21 protein-coding genes and 1 pseudogene are annotated in these 23,852 nt (G+C 71.8%); 17 read left to right on the forward strand and 5 right to left on the reverse strand.

Annotated elements, in window-relative coordinates; translation table 11 throughout:
* Positions 1 to 33: 33 nt before the first annotated feature.
* Entirely contained in the window at positions 34 to 1,836 is a 1,803-nt protein-coding gene (locus tag ACFY2L_RS33020) for a glycoside hydrolase family 15 protein (RefSeq protein WP_390660928.1), read from the reverse strand.
* Between the two features lie 493 nt (positions 1,837 to 2,329).
* Here ACFY2L_RS33020 and ACFY2L_RS33025 point away from each other — a divergent pair, with 493 nt between their 5' ends.
* The 9 genes and pseudogenes from ACFY2L_RS33025 to ACFY2L_RS33065 all read left to right on the forward strand — a co-directional run bounded on the left by ACFY2L_RS33025 (position 2,330) and on the right by ACFY2L_RS33065 (position 13,311).
* Entirely contained in the window at positions 2,330 to 4,000 is a 1,671-nt protein-coding gene (locus tag ACFY2L_RS33025) for a CTP synthase (RefSeq protein ID WP_390660929.1), read from the forward strand.
* A gap of 90 nt (positions 4,001 to 4,090) precedes the next feature.
* On the forward strand, positions 4,091 to 4,717 hold the full coding sequence (locus ACFY2L_RS33030; RefSeq protein ID WP_390824190.1) for an NUDIX domain-containing protein: 627 nt from the start codon (positions 4,091 to 4,093) through the stop codon (positions 4,715 to 4,717).
* A 297-nt stretch (positions 4,718 to 5,014) separates the two neighbouring features.
* Positions 5,015 to 7,091 (forward strand): annotated as a pseudogene (locus ACFY2L_RS33035) (tetratricopeptide repeat protein).
* A 146-nt stretch (positions 7,092 to 7,237) separates the two neighbouring features.
* Positions 7,238 to 8,353 carry an alanine dehydrogenase gene (ald, locus tag ACFY2L_RS33040; RefSeq protein ID WP_390660930.1) on the forward strand — a complete coding sequence of 372 codons (1,116 nt, stop codon included), beginning with the start codon at positions 7,238 to 7,240 and terminating at the stop codon, positions 8,351 to 8,353.
* Positions 8,354 to 8,766: 413 nt separating this feature from the next.
* Positions 8,767 to 9,903, forward strand: a complete 1,137-nt coding sequence (locus ACFY2L_RS33045) for a ParA family protein (protein ID WP_390660644.1) — start codon at positions 8,767 to 8,769, stop codon at positions 9,901 to 9,903.
* On the forward strand, positions 9,888 to 10,472 hold the full coding sequence (locus ACFY2L_RS33050) for a hypothetical protein (RefSeq protein ID WP_390660645.1): 585 nt from the start codon (positions 9,888 to 9,890) through the stop codon (positions 10,470 to 10,472). Before ACFY2L_RS33045 ends, ACFY2L_RS33050 begins: the two co-directional genes overlap by 16 nt.
* 18 nt (positions 10,473 to 10,490) lie before the next feature.
* Positions 10,491 to 11,582, forward strand: coding sequence for a segregation and condensation protein A (locus ACFY2L_RS33055; protein ID WP_390824191.1), 1,092 nt, complete (start codon positions 10,491 to 10,493; stop codon positions 11,580 to 11,582).
* Positions 11,579 to 12,226 (forward strand): SMC-Scp complex subunit ScpB, encoded by a 648-nt coding sequence (gene scpB, locus ACFY2L_RS33060; protein ID WP_390660647.1) that lies wholly within the window; start codon positions 11,579 to 11,581, stop codon positions 12,224 to 12,226. The genes ACFY2L_RS33055 and scpB overlap by 4 nt, the downstream gene beginning before the upstream one ends.
* Entirely contained in the window at positions 12,226 to 13,311 is a 1,086-nt protein-coding gene (locus ACFY2L_RS33065; protein ID WP_390660648.1) for a pseudouridine synthase, read from the forward strand. Before scpB ends, ACFY2L_RS33065 begins: the two co-directional genes overlap by 1 nt.
* A 62-nt stretch (positions 13,312 to 13,373) precedes the next feature.
* Here the strand turns inward: ACFY2L_RS33065 and ACFY2L_RS33070 are convergent, their stop codons facing one another.
* Positions 13,374 to 14,261: a DUF72 domain-containing protein gene (locus ACFY2L_RS33070; protein WP_390824192.1), complete on the reverse strand. Its 888-nt coding sequence runs from the start codon at positions 14,259 to 14,261 to the stop codon at positions 13,374 to 13,376.
* An 80-nt stretch (positions 14,262 to 14,341) separates the two neighbouring features.
* Here ACFY2L_RS33070 and ACFY2L_RS33075 point away from each other — a divergent pair, with 80 nt between their 5' ends.
* Positions 14,342 to 15,073 carry an NUDIX domain-containing protein gene (locus ACFY2L_RS33075; RefSeq protein ID WP_390824193.1) on the forward strand — a complete coding sequence of 244 codons (732 nt, stop codon included), beginning with the start codon at positions 14,342 to 14,344 and terminating at the stop codon, positions 15,071 to 15,073.
* Positions 15,070 to 16,092, forward strand: a complete 1,023-nt coding sequence (locus ACFY2L_RS33080; RefSeq protein WP_390824194.1) for an ADP-ribosylglycohydrolase family protein — start codon at positions 15,070 to 15,072, stop codon at positions 16,090 to 16,092. The genes ACFY2L_RS33075 and ACFY2L_RS33080 overlap by 4 nt, the downstream gene beginning before the upstream one ends.
* Here the strand turns inward: ACFY2L_RS33080 and ACFY2L_RS33085 are convergent, their stop codons facing one another.
* Complete coding sequence (locus ACFY2L_RS33085; protein ID WP_390660652.1) at positions 16,093 to 16,509, reverse strand: Rieske (2Fe-2S) protein; 417 nt, start codon at positions 16,507 to 16,509, stop codon at positions 16,093 to 16,095.
* Between the two features lie 173 nt (positions 16,510 to 16,682).
* On the opposite strand from ACFY2L_RS33085, the gene aroH reads away from it, so the two are divergent.
* The 5 genes from aroH (at position 16,683) to der (ending at position 21,190) form a co-directional block, all read left to right on the forward strand.
* The gene (gene aroH, locus ACFY2L_RS33090; RefSeq protein ID WP_390660653.1) at positions 16,683 to 17,045 is read left to right on the forward strand and encodes a chorismate mutase; all 363 of its coding nucleotides are present in this window, start codon (positions 16,683 to 16,685) and stop codon (positions 17,043 to 17,045) included.
* Entirely contained in the window at positions 17,042 to 18,127 is a 1,086-nt protein-coding gene (locus ACFY2L_RS33095) for a prephenate dehydrogenase (protein ID WP_390660654.1), read from the forward strand. Before aroH ends, ACFY2L_RS33095 begins: the two co-directional genes overlap by 4 nt.
* 132 nt (positions 18,128 to 18,259) lie before the next feature.
* Positions 18,260 to 18,946: a (d)CMP kinase gene (cmk, locus tag ACFY2L_RS33100; RefSeq protein ID WP_390824195.1), complete on the forward strand. Its 687-nt coding sequence runs from the start codon at positions 18,260 to 18,262 to the stop codon at positions 18,944 to 18,946.
* A gap of 56 nt (positions 18,947 to 19,002) precedes the next feature.
* Entirely contained in the window at positions 19,003 to 19,605 is a 603-nt protein-coding gene (locus tag ACFY2L_RS33105; RefSeq protein WP_390660931.1) for a lysophospholipid acyltransferase family protein, read from the forward strand.
* A 106-nt stretch (positions 19,606 to 19,711) separates the two neighbouring features.
* Complete coding sequence (gene der, locus ACFY2L_RS33110) at positions 19,712 to 21,190, forward strand: ribosome biogenesis GTPase Der (RefSeq protein ID WP_390660656.1); 1,479 nt, start codon at positions 19,712 to 19,714, stop codon at positions 21,188 to 21,190.
* Between the two features lie 82 nt (positions 21,191 to 21,272).
* Here the strand turns inward: der and ACFY2L_RS33115 are convergent, their stop codons facing one another.
* Together ACFY2L_RS33115 and ACFY2L_RS33120 are read right to left on the reverse strand one after the other, a co-directional pair.
* Entirely contained in the window at positions 21,273 to 21,692 is a 420-nt protein-coding gene (locus tag ACFY2L_RS33115) for a hypothetical protein (protein WP_390660657.1), read from the reverse strand.
* A gap of 157 nt (positions 21,693 to 21,849) precedes the next feature.
* On the reverse strand, positions 21,850 to 22,632 hold the full coding sequence (locus tag ACFY2L_RS33120) for a hypothetical protein (protein WP_390660658.1): 783 nt from the start codon (positions 22,630 to 22,632) through the stop codon (positions 21,850 to 21,852).
* A gap of 515 nt (positions 22,633 to 23,147) precedes the next feature.
* Between ACFY2L_RS33120 and ACFY2L_RS33125 the strand changes: the two genes are divergently transcribed.
* Positions 23,148 to 23,840, forward strand: coding sequence for a transglycosylase family protein (locus tag ACFY2L_RS33125; RefSeq protein ID WP_390824196.1), 693 nt, complete (start codon positions 23,148 to 23,150; stop codon positions 23,838 to 23,840).
* Positions 23,841 to 23,852 lie beyond the last annotated feature (12 nt).

A 23,852-nucleotide genomic window follows, 5' to 3' on the forward strand; every position in this document is an offset into this window, starting at 1 on the left:
CCAGCGTAGGCGGGCGCGGTGTGGTCTTCCTGTTCAGCCGCCGTACGCGCCGGACGCCGTCAGGCGCAGGGCCGTGTCGATCAGCGGCACGTGGCTGAAGGCCTGCGGGAAGTTGCCGACCTGGCGCTTGAGGCGCGGGTCCCACTCCTCGGCGAGCAGGCCGAGGTCGTTGCGCAGGGACAGCAGCTTCTCGAAGAGCTTGCGGGCCTCGTCGACACGGCCGATCATCGCCAGGTCGTCCGCCATCCAGAACGAGCAGGCCAGGAAGGCGCCCTCGTCCCCGGGGAGGCCGTCGACGCCCTCGTCGTCGCCCTGCGTCGGATAGCGCAGGATGAAGCCGTCCGGGGTGGACAGCTCGCGCTGGATCGCCTCGATGGTGCCGATCACCCGCTTGTCGTCGGGCGGCAGGAAGCCCATCTGCGGGATGAGCAGCAGCGAGGCGTCCAGTTCCCGGGAGCCGTAGGACTGGGTGAAGGTGTTGCGCTCCTTGTCGTAGCCCTTCTCGCAGACGTCCCGGTGGATGTCGTCGCGCAGTTCGCGCCACTTCTCCAGCGGGCCGTCCGCGTCGCCGGACTCGATCAGCTTGATCGTGCGGTCGACCGCGACCCAGGCCATGACCTTGGAGTGCACGAAGTGGCGGCGCGGGCCGCGCACCTCCCAGATGCCCTCGTCCGGCTCGTCCCAGTGCTTCTCCAGGTAGCGGATCAGCTTCAGCTGGAGCAGGGAGGCGTAGTCGTTGCGGGCGAGGCCCGTCATGTGGCCGAGGTGCAGGGCCTCGGTGACCTCGCCGTACACGTCCAGCTGGAGCTGGTGCGCCGCGCCGTTGCCGACCCGGACCGGGGCGGAGTTCTCGTAGCCGGGCAGCCAGTCCAGCTCCGCCTCGCCCAGCTCGCGCTCGCCCGCGATGCCGTACATGATCTGCAGGTTCTCGGGGTCGCCGGCGACCGCGCGCAGCAGCCACTCGCGCCAGGCGCGGGCCTCCTCGCGGTAGCCGGTGCGCAGGAGGGACGACAGGGTGATCGCCGCGTCGCGCAGCCAGGTGTAGCGGTAGTCCCAGTTGCGGACGCCGCCGATGTCCTCCGGCAGGGAGGTGGTGGGCGCGGCGACGATGCCGCCGGTCGGGGCGTACGTCAGTGCCTTCAGGGTGATCAGCGAGCGGATCACCGCCTCACGGTAGGGGCCGTGGTACGTACAGTGCTCGACCCACTCGCGCCAGAACTCCTCGGTCGCCTCCAGCGACTGCTCGGGCTCCGGCAGGGCCGGCGGCTGCTTGTGCGAGGGCTCCCAGGAGATCGTGAACGCGATCCGGTCACCGGGGGCGACCGTGAAGTCCGCGTACGTGGTCAGCGACTTCCCGTAGGTCTCGGCGGTGGTGTCGAACCACACCGAGTCGGGGCCGGCCACGGCGACGGTGCGCCCCTCGTGCTTGTGCACCCAGGGGACCACCCGGCCGTAGGAGAAGCGCATGCGCAGGGTGGAGCGCATCGGGACGCGGCCGGAGACGCCCTCGACGATGCGGATCAGCTGGGGGGCGCCGTCGCGGGGAGGCATGAAGTCGGTGACCCGGACCGTGCCGCGCGGGGTGTCCCACTCGGACTCCAGGATCAGCGAGTCGCCGCGGTAGGTCCGCCGGGCCGCGGTCGGCGGCTGGGTGTCGGAGGCGTGCGCCGGGCCGAGGCGCCAGAAGCCGTGATCCTCGGTGCCCAGCAGACCGGCGAAGATCGCGTGCGAGTCGAAGCGGGGCAGGCACAGCCAGTCCACTGTCCCGTCACGGCAGACCAGGGCAGCGGTCTGCATGTCTCCGATGAGTGCGTAGTCTTCGATGCGCCCGGCCACGTGCAACTCCAGTCGAACGGCCACGTCACCCCCACGCGTACGGGGGGCTGTCGCTAGTGCGGTCAAGGGGTCGTTGTAATGCGTCGTTGAGCGATGAAGCAAAGCAAACGCTCCGCCGTATGGGCAAAACGCCAATTCCTGCTCAACGAACTGACGAGCTCTCGTTGTTCCGGTGGGATACGGGCTGGGGTGTGCCGTCTTGCCGGCCGGGCTCGGCAGCGAGTGTCCGAGCAGGATACGACGCACGTAGATGATCTGTGTGCCGCTCCGGGCAACGCGGGTACGCCGAACGGGTGAGCCTCCGGTGAGAAGCCCGTAAGAGAAGTCTGCCTGGCTCCCGCGGAAGGCGCGTCCGGTACCGGCCCGTGCGCGGAGCGTGGCCGGAAGCCAGGTCCCCGAGGCGCTGATACCCTGGTAGCCCGTGGACCGGTGGGCTCGAAACCCCCGAACCGCAGCGACCCCAGACCGCCACCACGGGAGCCCCCTCTTGGCCATGCCGCCGAAATCTACGACGACCAAGCACATCTTCGTCACCGGGGGTGTCGCCTCCTCGCTCGGCAAGGGCCTGACGGCCTCCAGCCTCGGCATGCTGCTCAAGGCGCGGGGCCTGCGCGTCGTGATGCAGAAGCTCGACCCGTACCTGAACGTCGACCCGGGCACGATGAACCCCTTCCAGCACGGTGAGGTGTTCGTCACCAACGACGGCGCCGAGACCGACCTGGACATCGGCCACTACGAGCGCTTCCTCGACCGCGACCTGGACGGCTCGGCGAACGTCACCACCGGTCAGGTCTACTCGACGGTGATCGCCAAGGAGCGCCGCGGCGAGTACCTGGGCGACACCGTTCAGGTCATCCCGCACATCACCAACGAGATCAAGCACCGCATCCGCCGGATGGCGACCGACGAGGTCGACGTCGTGATCACCGAGGTCGGCGGCACGGTCGGCGACATCGAGTCGCTGCCCTTCCTGGAGACCGTCCGCCAGGTCCGGCACGAGGTCGGCCGGGACAACGTCTTCGTGGTCCACATCTCTCTCCTGCCCTACATCGGCCCGTCCGGTGAGCTGAAGACGAAGCCCACCCAGCACTCCGTGGCCGCCCTGCGCAACATCGGTATCCAGCCGGACGCGATCGTGCTGCGCTGCGACCGCGAGGTGCCGACCGCGATCAAGCGCAAGATCTCGCTGATGTGCGACGTCGACGAGGCGGCCGTGGTCGCCTGCCCCGACGCCCGCTCGATCTACGACATCCCGAAGACCGTGCACGGCGAGGGTCTGGACGCCTATGTCGTCCGCAAGCTGGACCTGCCGTTCCGCGACGTGGACTGGACCACCTGGGACGACCTGCTCGACCGGGTCCACAACCCCGACCACGAGATCACCCTCGCCCTGGTCGGCAAGTACATCGACCTGCCCGACGCCTACCTCTCGGTCACCGAGGCACTGCGCGCCGGCGGCTTCGCCCACAAGGCCCGCGTGAAGATCAAGTGGGTCACCTCCGACGACTGCAAGACCCCGGCCGGAGCCAAGGCGCAGCTCGCCGACGTCGACGGCGTCTGCATCCCCGGCGGCTTCGGCGACCGCGGTGTGCTCGGCAAGGTCGGCGCGATTCGCTACGCCCGCGAGAACAGGATCCCGCTGCTGGGCCTCTGCCTGGGCCTGCAGTGCATCGTGATCGAGGCGGCCCGCAACCTGGCCGGCATCTCCGACGCCAACTCCACCGAGTTCGACGCGGCCACCGCCCACCCCGTCATCTCCACCATGGCCGAGCAGCTCGACATCGTCGCGGGCGAGGGCGACATGGGCGGAACGATGCGCCTGGGCATGTATCCGGCCAAGCTGGCGGAGGGCTCCATCGTCCGTGAGGTGTACGACGGCAAGGAGTACGTCGAGGAGCGGCACCGTCACCGGTACGAGGTGAACAACGCCTACCGCGCCGAGCTGGAGAAGAAGGCGGGCATCCTGTTCTCCGGCACCTCGCCGGACGGCAAGCTCGTCGAGTACGTCGAGTACCCCCGCGACGTCCACCCCTACCTGGTCGCCACGCAGGCGCACCCCGAGCTGCGCTCGCGGCCGACGCGTCCGCACCCGCTGTTCGCCGGCCTGGTGAAGGCGGCGGTCGAGCGTCAGCGGACCGAGGGTCCGCGGGAGAATTCCAAGTAACACACCAGCTTGTACGGTGGCCGGGGTGCATCCCTTCAACGGTGAGCACCCCGGTTTTCGTTCGCGCAGGTGGAAGGACGGCAGAGGGCAATGACGATCAAGGACACCCCCGAGGCGTGGGAGATCCGGTCCACGGGGACCCCCTTCGTGGGCAACAAGACCTCCGTGCGCACCGACGAGGTGGTCATGCCCGACGGCTCGGTGGTCGGCCGCGACTATCAGGTCCACCCCGGTTCCGTGGCCGTCCTCGCCCTCGACGACGAGGACCGGGTGCTGCTGATCAAGCAGTACCGCCACCCCGTGCGGCACAAGCTCTGGGAGATCCCGGCCGGCCTGCTCGACGTGCCCGGCGAGAACCCGCTGCACGCCGCCCAGCGCGAGCTGTACGAGGAGGCGCACGTCAAGGCCGAGGAGTGGCGCGTTCTGACCGACGTGTACACGACCCCCGGCGGCTGTGACGAGTCCGTGCGGATCTTCCTCGCCCGGGGGCTGTCCGAGGCCGACGGGCAGCGCTTCGAGGTCGAGGACGAGGAGGCCGACATGGAGCACGCGCGGGTGCCGGTCGACGAGCTCGTCAGGGCGGTGCTCGCGGGGGACGTGCACAACAACTGCCTCGTCGTGGGCGTGCTGTCGTTCGTGGCCGCGCGCGCCGGGGACGGCCTCGACGCGCTGCGTCCCGCCGAGGCGCCCTGGCCGGCCCGCCCGTTCGAGGCCTGAGCCCCTCGCCGGGACGGCCCTCGCCGGGACGCCCTATGCCGGGTCGGCCCACACCCCGACGAGGGGCGGGCTGCGAGGTGACGATCGGCGGTCCCGCGGTCGGCTCCGGCGGTCGGCGGACCGCGGCGTGACGATCGACAGGCTGCGGTGTGAAGATCGCTTGATCCGATCGGGGGACGTCCCGGCCGTGCCCCACCGTCCGCCGCACGGAACGTCGCAGAGCGTGAACTAGGCTCTGGAATCGCCCGATCCGGAGTCCCGGCGGGCCGGCGTGCGCGTGGGACGGGAGTGTGGCCCGTGACGGATCAGGCAGTGGACACAGGCGGCGTGCAGCTGTCCGGACACGCTGCGACACAGGGCCATTTCCTGGGCCGGACCCGGGAGTTGAAGGAACTGCGCGCCGACATCGAGCGCACCGGCCTGGACACCCTGACCGGGAAGAAGGCGCCCCGCGCTCGTGTGCTCCTCATCGCGGGCCGGCCCGGATCCGGGCGTACGGCACTCGCCGAGGAACTCGTACGGCAGGTCGCCGGCCGCTACCGCGACGGTGTCCTGCGCGCCCGGCTCGCCGAGCCCGACGGGACTCCCGTCCCCGTCGAGCGCGCCGCCCGCGAACTGCTCGCCGCCCTGGACCTGCCCACCCCGGCCGGCGCCGACGAGGACGAGCTCGCGGCCACCCTGCGCGAGGCCCTCGCCGACCGGCGCGCGCTGATCCTGCTGGACGACGCGGTGGGGGCGGAACAGGTCGACGCGCTGCTGCCGGACACCCCCGAATGCCTGCTCGTCGCGGTCTCCGCGGGCCCCCTGACCGGCATCTCGGACGTCCGCCCCTGCACCCTGGGCGGCCTCGACACCAAGTCGGCCCTGGAACTGCTCACCCGCTACACCGGCTCGGTCCGCGTCACCGTCGACCCGCGCGCCGCCGAGGCCCTGGTCGAGGCCTGCCAGGGCCAGCCCACCGCGCTGATCCTCGCGGGCGGCTGGCTCGCCGCCCGCCCCCAGGCGGCCGTCTCCGACCTCGCCAAGCAGCTGCACGCGGAGATGGCCGAGGATTCCGCGGGCACCCCGCTCAGCCGTGTCTTCGGGCTCGTCCACACCTCCTTGCCCGCCCCCGCCGCCCGCACCCTGCGCCTGCTCTCGCTCGCCCCCGCGGGACTGGTCGACCCGCACACCGCCTCCGCGCTCGCCGGCTGCTCGATCGGCACCGCCCGCACCACCCTGGACGACCTCACCGCCCTCGGCCTGCTGCGGCCCGTCGACTCCCCGCTGCCCCAGTACGAGGTCCCCGGCGCGCTGCACCCCCTGCTCCGCGCCGCCGCCGAGACCCACGACCGCCCGGCCGAGCTCAAGCTGGCCCGCGCCCGCATGCTCGAGCGGACCGTACGGCTGCTCCAGTCCTGCCGGGCCGTCACCGAGCCCGACAACCCCCAGGCCCGCGAGAAGCTCCAGGGCACCCCCCGGGCTCTGCGCTTCCCCACCCCGCGCGACGCCGCCGACTGGCTGGACGTCCGCCGTCCGGCCCTGCTCGCCGCGGCCCGGGCGGCCGTCGCGGACGGGGAGCTGGACACGCTGGCCCGCCGGCTGATGTCCCAGCTGGTGCGGACGATGGTCGCGCACCTCGGCACCCAGGCGGCCGCGCCCGACCTGTACGGCATCCATCAGCTCGTCCTCGACGTGGCCGAGCGCCGCGGCCTGCCCCGGGAGAAGGCCGCCGCCCTGCTGAACCTGGCCGACGTGGACGCGCGGACCGGACGCACGGCGGAGGCGCTGGTGCGCTACCGGGCGGCCCTGGACGCCGGACGGGCGGCGCACGACCCGTACGCGACCGGCCGCGCGATGGAATCCGTAGGCGGGGCGCATCTGGAGCTGGGCGACTACGAACGGGCCGCCGACTGGTTCGGCCGGGCCCTCGCCCAGCGTCTGGCCCGCGACGAGCGCGCGGACGCCGCCCGGCTGTACGGCCGGATCGCCACCGCGCACACCTACGCGGGCCGCTACGGCGAGGCACAGCGGTCCTGGCGGGCGTCGGTGGCCGGCCACCGCAAGAACGGCGATGTGGCCGCCTGCGCGCGGGCGTTGAGCGAGCTGGCGCGGGTCCAGGAGTACGCCGGCCGGCCCGAGGAGTCGCTGCGCACCTGCGAGGAGGCGCTGGAGTGGGCGCGGCGCGCCGAGGACACCCGGCTGCAGGCGGCGGTGCGGCTGCGGCTGGCCGACACCCTGGAGCACCTGGGCGATCCGACGGCCGCCCGGCTGCACCGCGGCGCGGCCGAGCGTCTGCTGGGCGAGGGGCCGCAGGACCGGGGTCCGGACCCCGAATCGGCCGGAACACAGCCCTAACGCCTGCGAAATCCGTAGTACATCCGCTGAAGATTGATGCATTGAAAGGCTAGACAGCGGGAACACCTTCATTAGACTGGCTCTGCCGCACCTTCTCCTGCGGTGTACCCCGATGTACCCCTTCCATCCGGGTATGTATTGCTATGCCCCGTCCCATCCTCTGAGCCAAGGACCGTGATCGACGTGAAGGTCGGCATCCCCCGCGAGGTCAAGAACAACGAGTTCCGGGTGGCCATCACCCCCGCCGGCGTGCATGAGCTGGTGCGCCACGGCCACCAGGTCGTCATCGAGCGAAACGCCGGCGTCGGTTCGTCGATCGCCGACGAGGAGTACGTGGCCGCCGGTGCCCGGATCCTGGAGACGGCCGACGAGGTCTGGGCCACCGCCGACCTGCTGCTGAAGGTCAAGGAGCCCGTCGCCGAGGAGTACCACCGTCTCCGCAAGGACCAGACGCTCTTCACCTACCTGCACCTGGCCGCCTCCAAGGAGTGCACGGACGCGCTCATCGAGTCCGGCACCACGGCGATCGCATACGAGACCGTCGAGCTCCCCAGCCGCGCCCTGCCGCTGCTCGCCCCGATGTCGGAGGTCGCGGGCCGCCTCGCCCCGCAGGTCGGCGCCTACCACCTGATGCGCTCGGCCGGCGGCCGGGGTGTGCTCCCCGGTGGCGTCCCGGGCACCCAGCCCGCCAAGGCCGTCGTCATCGGCGGCGGCGTCTCCGGCTGGAACGCCACGCAGATCGCCGTCGGCATGGGCTTCCACGTCACGCTGCTCGACCGCGACATCAACAAGCTGCGCGAGGCCGACAAGGTCTTCGGCACCAAGGTCCGGGCGATCATGTCCAACGCCTTCGAACTCGAGAAGGCCGTCCTCGACGCCGACCTCGTCATCGGCGCCGTCCTCATCCCGGGCGCCAAGGCCCCCAAGCTGGTCACCAACGAGCTGGTGTCCCGGATGAAGCCGGGAAGTGTCCTTGTCGACATCGCGATCGACCAGGGCGGCTGCTTCGAGGACTCCCGTCCGACCACCCACGCCGAGCCGACCTTCCAGGTCCACAACTCGGTCTTCTACTGCGTCGCCAACATGCCCGGCGCGGTTCCCAACACCTCCACCTACGCGCTCACCAACGCCACGCTGCCCTACATCGTCGAACTCGCGAACCGGGGCTGGGCGGAGGCGCTGCGCCGTGACGCCGCGCTCGCCAGGGGTCTCAACACCCATGACGGCAAGGTCGTTTACCGCGAGGTGGCCGAGGCGCACGGCCTGGAGCACCTGGAGCTCGACCAGCTCCTCGGCTGATCCCTTCCACCGGGCGCCCGGATCAAGTCACCTTTTCGTAAAGGCGATACGTCAACAAGACGCGTCAATGGCGCACGACCGGCCGGACCTTGCCCGCAAGGTCCGGCCAGGTGTGTGTATGGTCACTTTGCGGCTCTCGGTCAACTCGCCTCGAACACAACCCTTCGACCGATTCGTACACCGGTCGAACCTGCTGTGCGACGGCCGTACGCCCTTGACAGCGGGATGTTTCATTGCCGACACATCGGGCCGGGTCCGGCGGATTGTGTTGCTGCGGACGCCCGACACGCCATAGAGTCGCCAACCGTCGGCATGGTGCCACGCTGACCTTGTCTAGAAGTTTCCTGGTCACCAAGGAGGTAAGACGACTTGTGAATGAGTCGACATTTTCTCCCGGGGGTGGTCAACCAGGAATGCCTACGCGGGGCCCGGGCCCCACGGGGCTCGAGGCTGTCGGCTCCGTCGCTGTCCGAACCTTCGCAGCCCACCAGAGCCAGACCAGCCCCCATACGGCTCTGTCAGCACACCAGAGCATGGACGGTCATCACGTGAACGCCATGGCCGGCGACGGGAGTGGCGCGCCCCACAACCACTTCGCCGACTACGACGAACTGCCCGACGGGCACTTCTACGACCCCGACGCCGAATACGAGCCGGACCCGGAGTACGCGGCCACGCTCGCGCCCGACGCTGCCCGTCAGCGCCGGGAGCGCATCGGCCCGACCGGACGCCCGCTGCCGTACTTCCCGATCCCGGGACCGCTGACCCAGCACGGTCCCGCGACGATCATCGCGATGTGCAACCAGAAGGGCGGCGTCGGCAAGACCACGTCGACCATCAACCTGGGTGCCGCGCTCGCGGAGTACGGACGCCGGGTGCTGCTCGTGGACTTCGACCCGCAGGGCGCGCTGTCGGTCGGTCTCGGTGTCAACCCGATGGAGCTCGACCTCACGGTCTACAACCTGCTCATGGAGCGGGGCATGTCGGCCGACGAGGTGCTCCTGAAGACCGCGGTCCCCAACATGGACCTGCTGCCCAGCAACATCGACCTGTCGGCCGCCGAGGTCCAGCTGGTCAGCGAGGTCGCGCGCGAGTCGACCCTGCAACGGGCGCTGAAGCCGCTGATGGACGACTACGACTACATCGTCATCGACTGCCAGCCCTCGCTCGGCCTGCTCACCGTCAACGCGCTGACGGCCGCGCACAAGGTGATCGTGCCGCTGGAGTGCGAGTTCTTCGCGCTGCGCGGTGTGGCCCTGCTGACCGAGACCATCGAGAAGGTCCAGGAGCGGCTCAACCCCGAGCTGGAGCTCGACGGGATCCTGGCGACCATGTACGACTCGCGCACCGTGCACAGCCGTGAGGTGCTCGCGCGTGTCGTCGAGGCCTTCGACGACCACGTCTACCACACGGTCATCGGGCGCACCGTCCGCTTCCCGGAGACCACGGTCGCCGGTGAGCCGATCACCACCTACGCCTCCAACTCCGTCGGTGCCGCCGCCTACCGCCAGCTCGCCAGGGAGGTGCTCGCCCGGTGTCACGCCGAGTGAGTCTGCCGGGGGCCGACGAACTCTTCCGTACGACAGGGGGAATGGGGCTGCAGCCGTCCGCACCCCGGCGCCAGGCCAACGGCGAGGCCCGGGTGCCCGCACCGGCCCAGGAGAGCGACGGGGTCGCGGCGGGCGACGACGCGCCACAGGCCGTGCCCGCGCAGGGCGGGGACGGCGAGGGCGCCGAGCATGTGGCGGCCGACGCGGACCAGACCGAGGCCGAGTCCCGCAGCCGGGCCGCCGCCGCGGAGCGTTCCGCGCGGCGCCCGGGGGCACAGCCCCAGGAGGGATCCGCCGCGGCCGCCGCCGGCGAGGGCCAGCCGCGCAAGCGGGGGCGGGCCGCCGCCCGTCGGCCCAGCGGGCGCGAGCGGCACGACGAGAAGATCACCGTGTACGTGTCCGCCGAGGAGCTCATGGACCTGGAGCACGCCCGTCTGGTGCTCCGGGGCGAGCACGGTCTGGCCGTGGACCGGGGGCGGATCGTGCGGGAAGCGGTCGCGGTGGTGCTCGCCGACCTGGAGACCCGCGGGGATGCGAGCATCCTCGTACGACGGTTGCGTGGCCGGTAGCGGTAGCCTGCGGAGGCCATGACCTCGAACGACGCGCCCAGCCCCGTACCCGGTGCAGCCGGTGGTCGCCGGCGTGCGCTGGGGCGGGGGCCGGGCGCGGCACCGGTGCCGGTCGAGACGGGGCCGGCCGTCGAGCCGGAGCCCTTCGCTGAGCCGGAGCCCTTCGCTGAGCCCGAGCCCGAGGCCGTCGTGCCGGAAGCCGTCGCGCAGGAACCTGCCGCACCTGCTGCTCCGGAAACCGCTCCATCTCCGGAAGCCGTTCCAGCCCCGGAACCCGTCCCCGCGCCGGAGGAGGCCCCCGACGGTGTCTTCAAGGTGCGGCTCGCCAACTTCGAGGGTCCCTTCGATCTGCTGCTGCAGCTGATCTCCAAGCACAAGCTGGACGTCACCGAGGTCGCGCTGTCGAAGGTGACCGACGAGTTCATGGCGCACATCCGGGCGATGGGCCCGGACTGGGACCTGGACCAGACGACCGAGTTCCTCGTCGTGGCGGCCACGCTGCTCGATCTGAAGGCGGCCCGGCTGCTGCCCGCCGCCGAAGTCGAGGACGAGGCCGACCTGGCGCTGCTGGAGGCGCGGGACCTGTTGTTCGCGCGGCTGCTCCAGTACCGCGCCTACAAGCAGGTCGCCGACGTCTTCACCGGGCGCCTGGAGCACGAGGCCCGTCGCTACCCCCGTACCGTGGGCCTCGAACCGCATCACGCCGAGCTGCTGCCCGAGGTGGTCATCAGCATCGGGGCGGAAGGATTCGCCAGACTCGCCGTGAAGGCGATGCAGCCCAGGCCCAAGCCGCAGGTGTACGTCGATCACATCCACGCGCCGCTGGTGAGCGTGCAGGAACAGGCGGGGATCGTGGTGGCGCGGCTGCGGGAGCTGGGGGAGGCCAGCTTCCGGGCGCTCGTGGAGGACACCGACGACACCCTGACCGTCGTGGCCCGGTTCCTCGCGTTGCTGGAGCTGTACCGGGAGAAGGCGGTCGCGCTCGACCAGGAGACCGCGCTCGGCGAGCTGCTCGTGCGCTGGACCGGTGGTGACGGGGACGAGACGCCGAGGGTCACCGACGAGTTCGACCGGCCGCCCGAGGAGCCCGGGAAGGAGAAGGAGACGTGAGTGAGGAGACCGTCGCCGCCCTCGACCTCAAGGGAGCCCTGGAGGCCGTCCTGATGGTCGTGGACGAGCCGGCGACCGAGGAGCACCTCGCGAAGATCGTGGAGCGGCCCCGACGGCAGGTCGCGGACGCGCTGCGGGAGCTGGCCGACGAGTACACCGTGCAGGGGCGCGGCTTCGAGCTGCGGTTCGTCGCGGGCGGCTGGCGGTTCTACACCCGGGCCGAGTACGCCCCGGCCGTGGAGCGGTTCGTGCTGGACGGGCAGCAGGCCCGGCTCACCCAGGCCGCCCTGGAGACGCTGGCCGTGGTCGCGTACCGTCAGCCGGTCAGCCGCAGCCGGGTCTCCGCGGTGCGCGGAGTGAACTGTGACGGTGTGATGCGCACCCTCCTGCAGCGCGGTCTGGTCGAGGAGGCGGGCACGGAACCCGAAACAGGTGCGATCCTGTATGCGACGACGAACTACTTCCTGGAGCGGATGGGCCTGCGCGGTCTGGACGAGCTCCCGGAGCTCGCGCCCTTCCTCCCGGAGGCGGAGGCGATCGAGGCCGAGACCCAGGAAGCCGTACCGTCGTTCGACCCGGACGCCCCGGACGCGGACGACGGGCCCACGACGAACACGCCTAACACGACGACGACGGACATTTGATGCGAAGCAGTGGCAGCGGCAGCGGTAGCGGCAAGAGCGGCGGGCGCGGTAACTACCGCGGGGCCGGCAACAACAGGGACCAGAAGCAGGGCGGCCAGGGCCGTCCCCGCAAGCCCCGCCCCGAGGAGCGCCGCTACGACGTGGGCCCCGGCGCCTCCCCGGACGGCCCCAAGTCGGGGCGCGGCGGTTCCGCGCGCGGTGGCGCCAAGGGCGGCCCCAAGCAGTCCCAGCAGGGCGGCGGGCGCGGACGTACGGCGCCCGCGCGGTCCCGTGAGTACGAGGCGCGCGCGGAGGAGCGCAACCGCGAGCGGTACGCGGGCAAGAAGGACGTCAAGCTGCCCAAGACCTTCCCGGGCGCCGAGCAGGAGGGCGAGCGGCTGCAGAAGGTCCTGGCGCGGGCCGGCTACGGCTCCCGGCGGGCCTGCGAGGAGCTGATCGAGCAGGCGCGGGTGGAGGTCAACGGCGAGATCGTCCTCGAACAGGGCAAGCGGGTCGACCCGGAGAAGGACGAGGTCAAGGTCGACGGCCTGACCGTGGCCACGCAGTCGTACCAGTTCTTCTCGCTCAACAAGCCGGCCGGTGTCGTCTCCACGATGGAGGACCCGGAGGGGCGGCAGTGCCTCGGTGACTACGTCACCAACCGCGAGACCCGGCTCTTCCACGTCGGGCGGCTCGACACCGAGACCGAGGGCGTCATCCTGCTCACCAACCACGGCGAGCTGGCGCACCGGCTGACCCACCCCAAGTACGGCGTGCGCAAGACCTACCTCGCGCACATCGTGGGCCCGATCCCGCGCGACCTGGGCAAGAAGCTCAAGGACGGCATCCAGCTGGAGGACGGGTACGCGCGCGCGGACCACTTCCGGGTCGTCGAGCAGACCGGCAAGAACTACCTCGTCGAGGTCACCCTCCACGAGGGCCGCAAGCACATCGTGCGCCGCATGCTCGCCGAGGCGGGCTTCCCGGTCGACAAGCTGGTCCGCGTCGCCTTCGGGCCGATCACCCTGGGCGACCAGAAGTCGGGCTGGCTGCGGCGGCTGTCCAACACCGAGGTCGGCATGCTGATGAAGGAAGTCGACCTGTAGGACGTTTCGCCGGGGGGCCGCCGAAGGGCTCCGCGAGGACCGTCCGGTGGCCCGTACAGGACTCACCGGACGGTCCTCGTCGGTTCGGCCGCGGGTGCCGGGTCCTGGCCGGCGAGCAGACGCCGCATCGCCTCGGCGGCCCGGACGGCGGCGGCGCCGCAGCAGTTGTTGAACAGGACGTGGAGCCGCTCGGCCCGCCCGGCCATGTCCCGCAGCCGGGGCACCCACTCGGCGAGTTCCTCGTCGCGGTAGTCGTGGCGGAACCGGTCCTCCTTGCTGCCCGAGCCCCAGGCGGGGCTGCGCCCGTGGAACCGCACGACGGACAGCCGCGGCGAGGTGACCGCGGTGACGGGCGGGATCGAGGAGGGCAGGGTCTGCGCCATGTCGACGGCGACGGCGGCCATGCCGTACCGCGCGAGCAGGGCGCGCGTCGCCCCGGCCCACTCCGGCCGCCACCAGCCTGGATGCCGGAACTCCACGGAGACCGGCCACCCGGCGGTCCGCTCCGCGCACTCCCGCAGGAACGCCCCGGCCCGCCGCCCCGGCCGGAACCAGGGCGGTAACTGGAACAGCACCCCGCCCAGCCGCCCGGCCGCCCGGAGCGGCTCGATCCCCTCGGTGAACCGCGCCCACACCGCGTCGAGCACCTTCGGGTCCCGGGGATCGGCCGGCAGCCCGTCCGGCATCACCGCGGCGCGCGTCGGATGACCGGTGAGCAGCGAGAAGGCCTTCACGTCGAAGACGAAGCCCTCGGGCGTCCGCTCGGCCCACAGCCGGCTGTCGCGGGCTCTGGGCAGCGCGTAGTACGCCGAGTCGACCTCGACGACCGGAAACCGCTCGGCGTAGTGCCGCAGCCGCCCCTCGGCGTCCCGCCGCCCCGGCGGATACCAGCCACTGCCCACCAGGGCCCGGTCCGTCCACGCACATGTGCCCACGAGGATCTCGCTCATCCGGTGCGGTTACCCGACGAGGGGTTGTGGAAGCATCACCGACTGTTTATAGTCCTAGTGACTATTAAAGAGGTGGCCGTATGGAGTCCGACGGGGTGGAGTACGACAAGTACGCCTACGAGCCCTTCGCGGTCACCGTCGACCTGGCCGTCCTCACGATCCGCTCCGACACCCTGCACGTGCTGCTCGTCGAGCGGGGCCAGGAGCCGTACGCCGGCCGCTGGGCGCTGCCCGGCGGGTTCGTGCTGCCGGACGAGTCCGCGGAGACGGCCGCCCGCCGCGAGCTCGCCGAGGAGACCGGCCTGGACGACGTCACAGGGCTGCACCTGGAGCAACTGCGCACCTACAGCGAGCCCGGCCGCGATCCCCGGATGCGGGTCGTCTCCGTCGCCTTCGCCGCCCTGCTGCCCCACGCGCCCGAGCCGACGGGGGGCGGCGACGCCGCGCAGGCCCGCTGGCTGCCCTACGACACGGTCGGGCCGCTCGCCTTCGACCACGACCGGATCCTGGCCGACGCCCACGACCGCGTCGGCGCCAAACTTGAGTACACCTGCCTCGCGACCGCGTTCTGCCCGCCCGAGTTCACCCTCGGCGAGCTCCAGCTGGTCTACGAGACGGTGTGGGGGACGGCGCTCGACCGTCCCAACTTCCGCCGCAAGGTGCTGGCCACACCGGGGTTCGTCGAGCCCGTGCCCGGAGCCGCGCGGCTGACCGGCGGCCGCGGCAAGCCGGCCGCCCTCTACCGCGCGGGCACCGCCACCGCGCTCCATCCGCCGCTGCTGCGACCGCCCCGGGAAGGACGTTCAGCATGACCATGACCACCGTGAAGAAGCGCGCCGCCACCGGATCCCTGCTGGGCCTCGCCCTCGGGGACGCCCTCGGCTTCCCCACCGAGTTCAACGACGTCCCCTCGATCCTCGCCAAGTGCGGGCCCTGGCGGCAGATGGAGCTGCCGAAGCGCGCCCTCGTCTCCGACGACACCCAGATGACGCTGGCCGTGGGGCGGGCCCTGCGCACCGCGATGGACCGGGGGCTGCTGGTGCCGACGAGGCTGGAGCGGCCGCTGCGCGAGGAGTTCGTGGACTGGTACCAGTCGCCCGAGAACAACCGGGCCCCGGGACGGACCTGCATGACCGCCTGCAACCTGCTGAAGGACGAGAGGCGGCTGTGGCAGGACGCCAGCCAGATCGGCTCCAAGGGCTGCGGTGCCAACATGCGTGTCGCCCCCGTCGGCCTGGCGCCCGGCCTCAGCGAGGAACAGCGTGCCGGTGCCGCCCAGTTCCAGTCCGCGCTCACCCACGGGCACCCCACCGCGCTCGCCGCGTCCGACCTCACCGCCCACGCCGTACGCCTGCTCGCGCAGGGGGCCGACCCGGCCGGCCTGGTCGGGCTGCTGCGGACGTACGCGCTCGACAACCGCACCCGTTACCACCACCGCTGGCTCGGCGACCTGTGGACCCGCAGCCAGGACCCCTCCGCCGAGCACTTCATCGCGCGGGGCTGGGACGAGTGCCTCGGTGTCCTGGACCGCCTGGCGGAGGCGCTGCGCGACCCGGCGCCGGAGAGCGACCCGTGCCTGGCCACCGGGGCGGGCTGGATCGCCGAGGAGGCCCTGGCCACCGGGCTGCTGTGCTTCCTGCTCTTCCCCGACGAGCCGGTGACCGCGCTGCGCCGGGCCGCCTGCTCGTCCGGCGACTCCGACTCCATCGCCTGTCTGACGGGCGCCTTCGCGGGCGCGTACGCCGGCGCCGAGGCCTGGCCCACGCCCTGGGCGGACCGGATCGAATACCAGGGGGAGCTGGTGACGCTCGGGGCGCTGTGGGACCAGTGATCAGGCCAGCGTGATGGTCCCGCCCGTCACGGTGATCTTCTTCTCGGGCAGCGGCCGGGGCGCCGGACCCGAGGCCACCGAGCCGTCGGCGACGCGGAACTCGCTCTTGTGACACGGGCAGTTGATCGTGCCGTCGGCGACACTGCCGACCGTGCAGCCCTGGTGGGTGCAGACCGCGGAGAAGGCCTTGAAGTCGCCCTTCGTCGGCTGGGTCACGACGATCTTCGGGCCCGCGAAGATCTTGCCGCCGCCGACGGGGATGTCGACGGTCTTCGCCAGCCGCTCGCCGGCGGAGGCGCCGGACGACTCTCCGTTAGAGGTCGAGGAACCGCCGCCGTCGCCGCAGCCCGTGGCGAGGGCCGCCGCAGCGCCTCCCGTCACGACGAGCACGGTGCGCCGGGTCGGGGAGATGGTCATGTCGTCACTCCGAGGATGTGCGCGTTTCGTATGCCTGACAGCCAAACGCGGACTAGCGGGGCACCGCAACCGGGGCCCGGCCCGTCTCAGCGGGCGGGCGCCGGGCACCCGGCCCGGCGCGGGCTGACTAGGCTGGAATCCTCAAGAGCCGTACATCAGCAAGGAGCAGCGCCGTGGCGGTACGAGCGGTCCGGGGAGCCGTCCAACTGGAACGCGACGAGGCCGGGCACATGGACGAGCAGGTCGGGGCCCTGCTCACCGCCGTCCTGGAGCGGAACTCCCTCAGCGTGGACGACCTGATCAGCATCTGGTTCACGGCCACACCCGACCTGCACAGCGACTTCCCGGCCGCCGCCGCCCGCAAGCTCGGCATCGTCGACGTGCCGCTGATCTGCGCCCAGGAACTCGACATCGCGGGCGCGATGCCCCGGGTCGTACGGCTCCTCGCGCACATCGAGTCCGACCGGCCGCGCTCGGAGATCAGCCACGTCTACCTCGGCGCCGCCGCCGCCCTGCGCAAGGACATCGCCCAGTGAGGACCGCGCTCGTCATCGGAACCGGGCTCATCGGGACCTCCGCGGCCCTGGCCCTCGCCCAGCGGGGCGTCGTCGTCCACCTGGAGGACCACGACCCCGGACAGGCCCGGACGGCGGCCGCGCTGGGCGCCGGCACCGACGAGGCGCCCGAGGGGCCCGTCGACCTCGCGATCGTCGCGGCCCCGCCCGCCCATGTGGCCGCCGTCCTCGCCGACGCGATGCGCCGGGGCGTGGCGCGCGGCTACCTGGACGTGGCCAGCGTCAAGGGAGGTCCGCGCCGCGAGCTTCAGGCGCTCGGCCTCGACCTGTCGGCGTACATCGGCACCCACCCCATGTCCGGCCGCGAGAAGTCCGGGCCGCTGGCCGCCACCGGCGACCTCTTCGAGGGCCGGCCCTGGGTGCTGACCCCGACCCGGGACACCGACACCGAGGTGCTGAACCTCGCCCTGGAACTGGTCTCGCACTGCAGGGCCGTCCCGGTGGTGATGGACGCCGACGCGCACGACCGTGCCGTCGCACTGGTCTCGCACATGCCCCACCTGGTCTCCAGCCTGGTCGCCGCCCGCCTGGAGAAGGCCGAGGAGGCCGCCGTACGGCTGTGCGGACAGGGCATCCGGGACGTGACCCGGATCGCCGCCTCCGACCCCCGGATGTGGATCGACATCCTCTCCGCGAACCCCGGGCCCGTCGCCGACCTGCTCACCGACGTCGCCGCCGACCTTGAGGAGACCGTGCAGGCCCTGCGCGCGCTGCAGTCCTCCGACGACGCCAAGCGCCGTCAGGGCGCCGGCGGCATCGAGGACGTCCTGCGCCGCGGCAACGCCGGGCAGGTGCGCGTCCCCGGGAAGCACGGGGCCGCGCCGCGGACGTACGAGGTCGTGGCGGTGCTGATCGACGACCAGCCCGGTCAGCTGGCCCGCATCTTCGCGGACGCCGGCCGGGCGGGCGTCAACATCGAGGACGTTCGCATCGAGCACGCGACGGGACAGCAGGCGGGCCTCGTCCAGCTGATGGTCGAGCCGAAGTCGGCTCCGGTGCTGTCGGCCGCGCTGCGGGAGCGGGGCTGGGCGATCCGCCAGTAGGCACCCGGCGGGGGCCGGCGGACCACGCGCGGACCAGGTGCGGCCGGAAGGGTGACGCATGCCCGGTAACCTTGTGCGGGGCACAGTCGCGCCCCGCACACCCACCGCCTCGCACCAGGAAGGTGTCCCCCCGTGGAAAACGGCGCCGCCCAGCCCGTGATTGTCGCCATCGACGGCCCCTCCGGCACGGGCAAGTCGAGCACGTCCAAGGCCGTGGCCGCCCAGCTCGGGCTGAGCTACCTGGACACCGGCGCCCAGTACCGGGCGATCACGTGGTGGATGGTGACCAACGGGATCGACATAGAGGACCCGTCGGCGATCGCCGCCGTCGCCGGCAAGGCGGAGATCGTCTCCGGCACCGACCCGGCGAACCCGACGATCACCGTCGACGGCGTGGACGTCGCCGGCCCGATCCGCACCCAGGAGGTCACCTCCCAGGTCAGCGCGGTGAGCGCCGTACCGGAGGTGCGGGCCCGGATCACCGAGCTGCAGCGGTCGCTGGCCGCGGGCGCCGAGAAGGGGATCGTCGTCGAGGGGCGGGACATCGGGACGACCGTGCTGCCCGACGCCGACCTGAAGATCTTCCTCACCGCCTCCCCGGAGGCCCGGGCCGCCCGCCGCAGCGGCGAGCTCAAGGGCGCCGACGTGCACACCACCCGCGAGGCGCTGATCAAGCGCGACGCGGCCGACTCCTCCCGCAAGACCTCCCCCCTCGCCAAGGCGGACGACGCCGTCGAGGTGGACACCACCGAGCTGACGCTGGCCCAGGTCATCGAGTGCGTCGTCACCCTCGTCGAGGAGAAGCGAGCCGCGAAGTGAGCGATCTGCCCTCCGAGAGGGGCGCCGAGGTCGGACGGCGCATCGGCGTCGGCCTGATGTACGGGCTGTGGAGGCCGCGCGTGCTGGGCGCCTGGCGGGTGCCCGCGAGCGGTCCGGTGATCTTCGCCGTCAACCACTCCCACAACATCGACGGCCCGATGGTCATGGGCGTGGCGCCCCGGCCGACGCACTTCCTGATCAAGAAGGAGGCGTTCGTCGGCCCGCTCGACCCCTTCCTGACCGGTATCGGCCAGCTCAAGGTCGACCGCGAGACCACCGACCGCACGGCGATCACACGCGCGCTGGGCGTGCTGGAGAGCGGCGGTGTCCTCGGCATCTTCCCGGAGGGCACCCGCGGCGAGGGCGACTTCGCCTCCCTGCGCGCCGGGCTCGCCTACTTCGCGGTCCGCAGCGGGGCGCCGATCGTGCCCGTGGCCGTCCTGGGAAGTTCCGAGAGGAGCGGACGGTTGTTGAAGGGGCTGCCCCCGCTGCGCTCCCGCGTCGACGTCGTCTTCGGCGACCCGTTCGAGGCGGGCGACGGCAGCGGACGGCGTACCCGCAAGGCGCTGGACGAGGCGACCGAGCGCATCCAGAAGCAGCTGGCCGCGCACCTGGACCACGCGAGACGGCTCACCGGCCGCCGGGTGACCGGCGACTGAACGCCGGGCGCCCGGTCGGGCGCTGGGCGACACTGAGTAGTGGATCACTCGGGACGAACCGGGTGATCCACCGACCACCACGAATGAACGACGAGGTACGGACTTCATGAACGACCACATCCAGCCCGGCGGCTCGGACGGATTCGAGCACGACCACGGGGCGCTCGGCGACGCCGAGTACGCGGAGTTCATGGAGCTCGCCGCGGTGGAGGGCTTCGACCTCGAGGACGTCGAGGGCGCCATCGAGGAGGCGGGTCACGGGCCGCTGCCCGTGCTCGCCGTCGTCGGCCGCCCGAACGTCGGCAAGTCGACTCTCGTCAACCGGATCATCGGCCGCCGCGAGGCCGTCGTCGAGGACAAGCCGGGCGTCACCCGCGACCGCGTCACCTACGAGGCCGAGTGGGCGGGCCGCCGCTTCAAGGTCGTCGACACCGGCGGCTGGGAGCAGGACGTCCTCGGCATCGACGCCTCCGTGGCCGCGCAGGCCGAGTACGCGATCGAGGCCGCCGACGCCGTCGTGTTCGTCGTCGACGCCAAGGTCGGCGCCACCGACACCGACGAGGCGGTCGTACGGCTGCTGCGCAAGGCCGGCAAGCCCGTCGTGCTCGCCGCCAACAAGGTCGACGGCCCGAGCGGCGAGGCCGACGCGGCCTACCTGTGGTCCCTGGGCCTCGGCGAGCCGCACCCCGTCTCCGCGCTGCACGGCCGCGGCACCGGCGACATGCTGGACGCCGTCCTGGAGGTCCTGCCGGACGCCCCCGAGCAGAGCTTCGGCACCGCGGTCGGCGGCCCGCGCCGCATCGCCCTCATCGGCCGCCCGAACGTCGGCAAGTCCTCGCTGCTGAACAAGGTGGCCGGCGAGGAGCGCGTCGTCGTCAACGAACTGGCGGGCACCACCCGGGACCCGGTCGACGAGCTGATCGAACTCGGCGGCGTGACCTGGAAGTTCGTCGACACGGCCGGCATCCGCAAGCGCGTCCACCTTCAGCAGGGCGCCGACTACTACGCCTCGCTGCGCACGGCCGCCGCCGTGGAGAAGGCCGAGGTGGCGGTCATCCTGATCGACGCCTCCGAGTCCATCTCCGTCCAGGACCAGCGGATCGTCACCATGGCCGTCGAGGCGGGCCGCGCGATGGTCATCGCGTACAACAAGTGGGACACCCTCGACGAGGAGCGCCGCTACTACCTGGAGCGCGAGATCGAGACCGAGTTCGGCCAGGTCGCCTGGGCGCCCCGGGTCAACGTCTCGGCGCGCACCGGCCGGCACATGGAGAAGCTGGTCCCCGCGATCGAGACCGCCCTCGCCGGCTGGGAGACCCGCGTCCCGACGGGCCGCCTCAACGCCTTCCTCGGGGAACTGGTCGCGGCCCACCCGCACCCGATCCGGGGCGGCAAGCAGCCACGCATCCTCTTCGGCACCCAGGCCGGCACCAAGCCGCCGCGGTTCGTCCTGTTCGCCTCCGGTTTCATCGAGGCGGGCTACCGGCGCTTCATCGAGCGCCGGCTGCGCGAGGAGTTCGGCTTCGAGGGCACCCCGATCCACATCTCGGTGCGGGTGCGCGAGAAGCGCGGCAAGAAGAAGTAGCGGACGGATGACACCGCTGGAGGGCGGTCCCCCGATGACCCGGGGGGCCGCCCTCCAGCGGTGTCACGTACGGCCGGCGGGGTCAGAACTCCCGCCGGGGGCCGGGCGGCAGCGCGCGCGCAGGGACGGGCCGCATCGCCGGGGGCGCCTGCTGCTCCGCCCGGACGGTCTGGCCTCCCTGGCCGATCTGTCCGACCCGCTGCCACTGCGACTGCTGCCGGGCGGTCTGCGCGCCCGCGCTGTAGGCACTGTAGGAGTGGCTGAACGACCCCGGCCGGTGCCCGTTGTACGTGCCCGTGCCGTGCGGGATGTTCCCGAAGGCGGTGAACCCCAGATTCTCCTCACCGCTGCGGTCGCCCGGCAGCGAGCGGAACGTCTTGACGTACTCGGCGTAGAGCGCGTCGTAGATCGGCGTGGCCGATGGGCCGCCCTGGGAGGTCTGAGCCGGTCGCGCGGACGGGACCTGGTAGGCCTGGCGGCGGGGAACGTCGTAGGTGTGCACGTATGTCCAAACGAGGGCGCACTGCAAGAGATGCGGCCGGGCAGCGTGCCTTTGGGGGCGCGGGACCGCGCGAGGACGCGGCCACGCCGCGGGGGCTCGACCGGCCGCGCGCCGTCCGCGGCCGCCGTCCCGCCGCGGTTCCCCTCGGCGGGTGGACTCAGGTACCGGCGAGCGGCAGCGCGGCCCCGACCAGCTTGCCGTTCGCCGCGGCCCTGTCCAGCGCGTCCCGCAGCAGGTCCTCCCGCGGCTGGCGCCCGATCGACCCCACCGGCGCCGCGAACATCAGCACCTGCTGGTGCTTGTTGGCGGCGGCCCGCCACCCCTCCGTCACCTGCAGCGGCTGGTGCGCCTGCCACCAGGCGACCGGCTGACCGCCGTTCGCCGACGGCTGCAGGACGGCGTGCAGCTGTCCCATCGCCAGCAGCACGGACCAGCCGTGCTGCACCGGCGGCACCTCGTACAGCTCGGACAGCGGCATGAAGCCCTGCTCGATGAGGAGCGGCAGGAAGTCGTCCCCGGCGCCGACGGTCCCGGGGCGCACGATCGGGGCGGTGGGCTCGACGACCAGCGCGGGGTGCAACTCCCCGGCGAGCAGGACCAGTCCGCTCGTCACGCCGAGCACGGCCTGCTCGGGGACGATCTTCTCCGTGTTCAGGTCGGCGGTGTCGCCGCTGATGGAGCGGACGGCGCCCTGGAGCTGTTCCTCGGTGACCTGGACGACCTGCGAGGGCAGGCAGGTGGCGTGGGCGAAGGCGAGGACGGCCGTCTCGTCCCCGACGAACAGGACGGTGCTGGTGCGTTCGTGCGCGGAGTCGCCCGGGGTGCGGCAGGACGTGCAGTCGTAACTGCCCGGGGCGTTCTCTCCGGTGAGCAGCCGGTCGGCTTCTTCGTCGCCGATCTCGGCGCGTACCTCGTCGCTGACGTCGAGCATGCGCGGCACGGGTGACTCCCTCGGAAAGCGGTGCGTTGGCGGGCCGGGTGGGTCCCCGGCTCATGAGATGACAACGGGGGAGCTGTGGTGGGGGTCACGCTGAACGCCCGACGCGATCACATCGCCGAACACGGATGGTCACGTTGGGTATGGAATCGGACACTCCTTGTCAAGTCACGGGAAGGTCACGGCGGTTGGCTCCGTGAACTGACTCACAGGATGTCCGTGTCGGCGGTCGACAAATGCCGAAATTCCTGTATGTAGTGGGTGGCCGGAATTCGCCGCTACTTGCGGTAACCGTCAACTGGCCTGCAACAACAGGGATTTGGTTGATAACGGCTCGTCAGGCTCCCTAGATTGCTCCGCCGTGTGCAGCGAGCACCGCTCGGGTACGTCCGCCGGCCGCGCAGAGCCAGACAACGCGCAGCGACACCGCCGGTGGACGGGGCGGAGCGCGACACCCGCGTCGACACGCGGGAAGCGCCCCGCCCGGGGGAGACCCGGGTCCGTAGAGAGGGAACTTCATGTCCGAATGTGCCGATCACCACTCCCGCACGTCGCGTACGACGGCGGTCCTCGCCGGGGCGGCCCTGCTCGCCCCCCTCGGACTGCTGGCCGCGACCGGCAACGCCGCGGCGGCCGACGGCGGGGTGTGGGACCGCATCGCCCAGTGCGAGAGCGGAGGCAACTGGCACATCAACACCGGCAACGGCTACTACGGCGGACTGCAGTTCTCCGCCGGCACCTGGCGCGCGTACGGCGGCACCGCCTACGCGTCCACCGCCGACAAGGCGACCAAGGCCCAGCAGATCGCCGTCGCCACCAAGGTCCAGAAGTCCCAGGGATGGGGCGCGTGGCCGGTCTGCTCCAGCCGCGCCGGGGCGACCGGCAGCGCACCGGCGAACTCCGGATCCTCCACCGGGTCGGCGTCCAGCAAGTCGACCAAGTCGACCAAGTCGACCAAGTCGACCAAGTCGACGAAGCCGGCGGCCAAGTCCGGTTCGTCGAGCAGCGGTTCCTCCCGGGCGCCCGAGCGCACGACGGCCAACACCTCCCGTGGCACCGGCCGCGGCGACTACACCGTCCGCGTGGGTGACACGCTCAGCACCATCGCGGCCGGGCACAACACCACCTGGCAGCGGCTCTACAGCGCCAACAAGGGCGTCATCGGCGGCGACCCCGACCTGATCATGCCGGGCCAGCGCCTCGCGATCTGAGGCGAACGCCCC

The sequence above is a fragment of the Streptomyces sp. NPDC001381 genome (genome assembly GCF_042895685.1).
Taxonomy (GTDB): domain Bacteria; phylum Actinomycetota; class Actinomycetes; order Streptomycetales; family Streptomycetaceae; genus Streptomyces.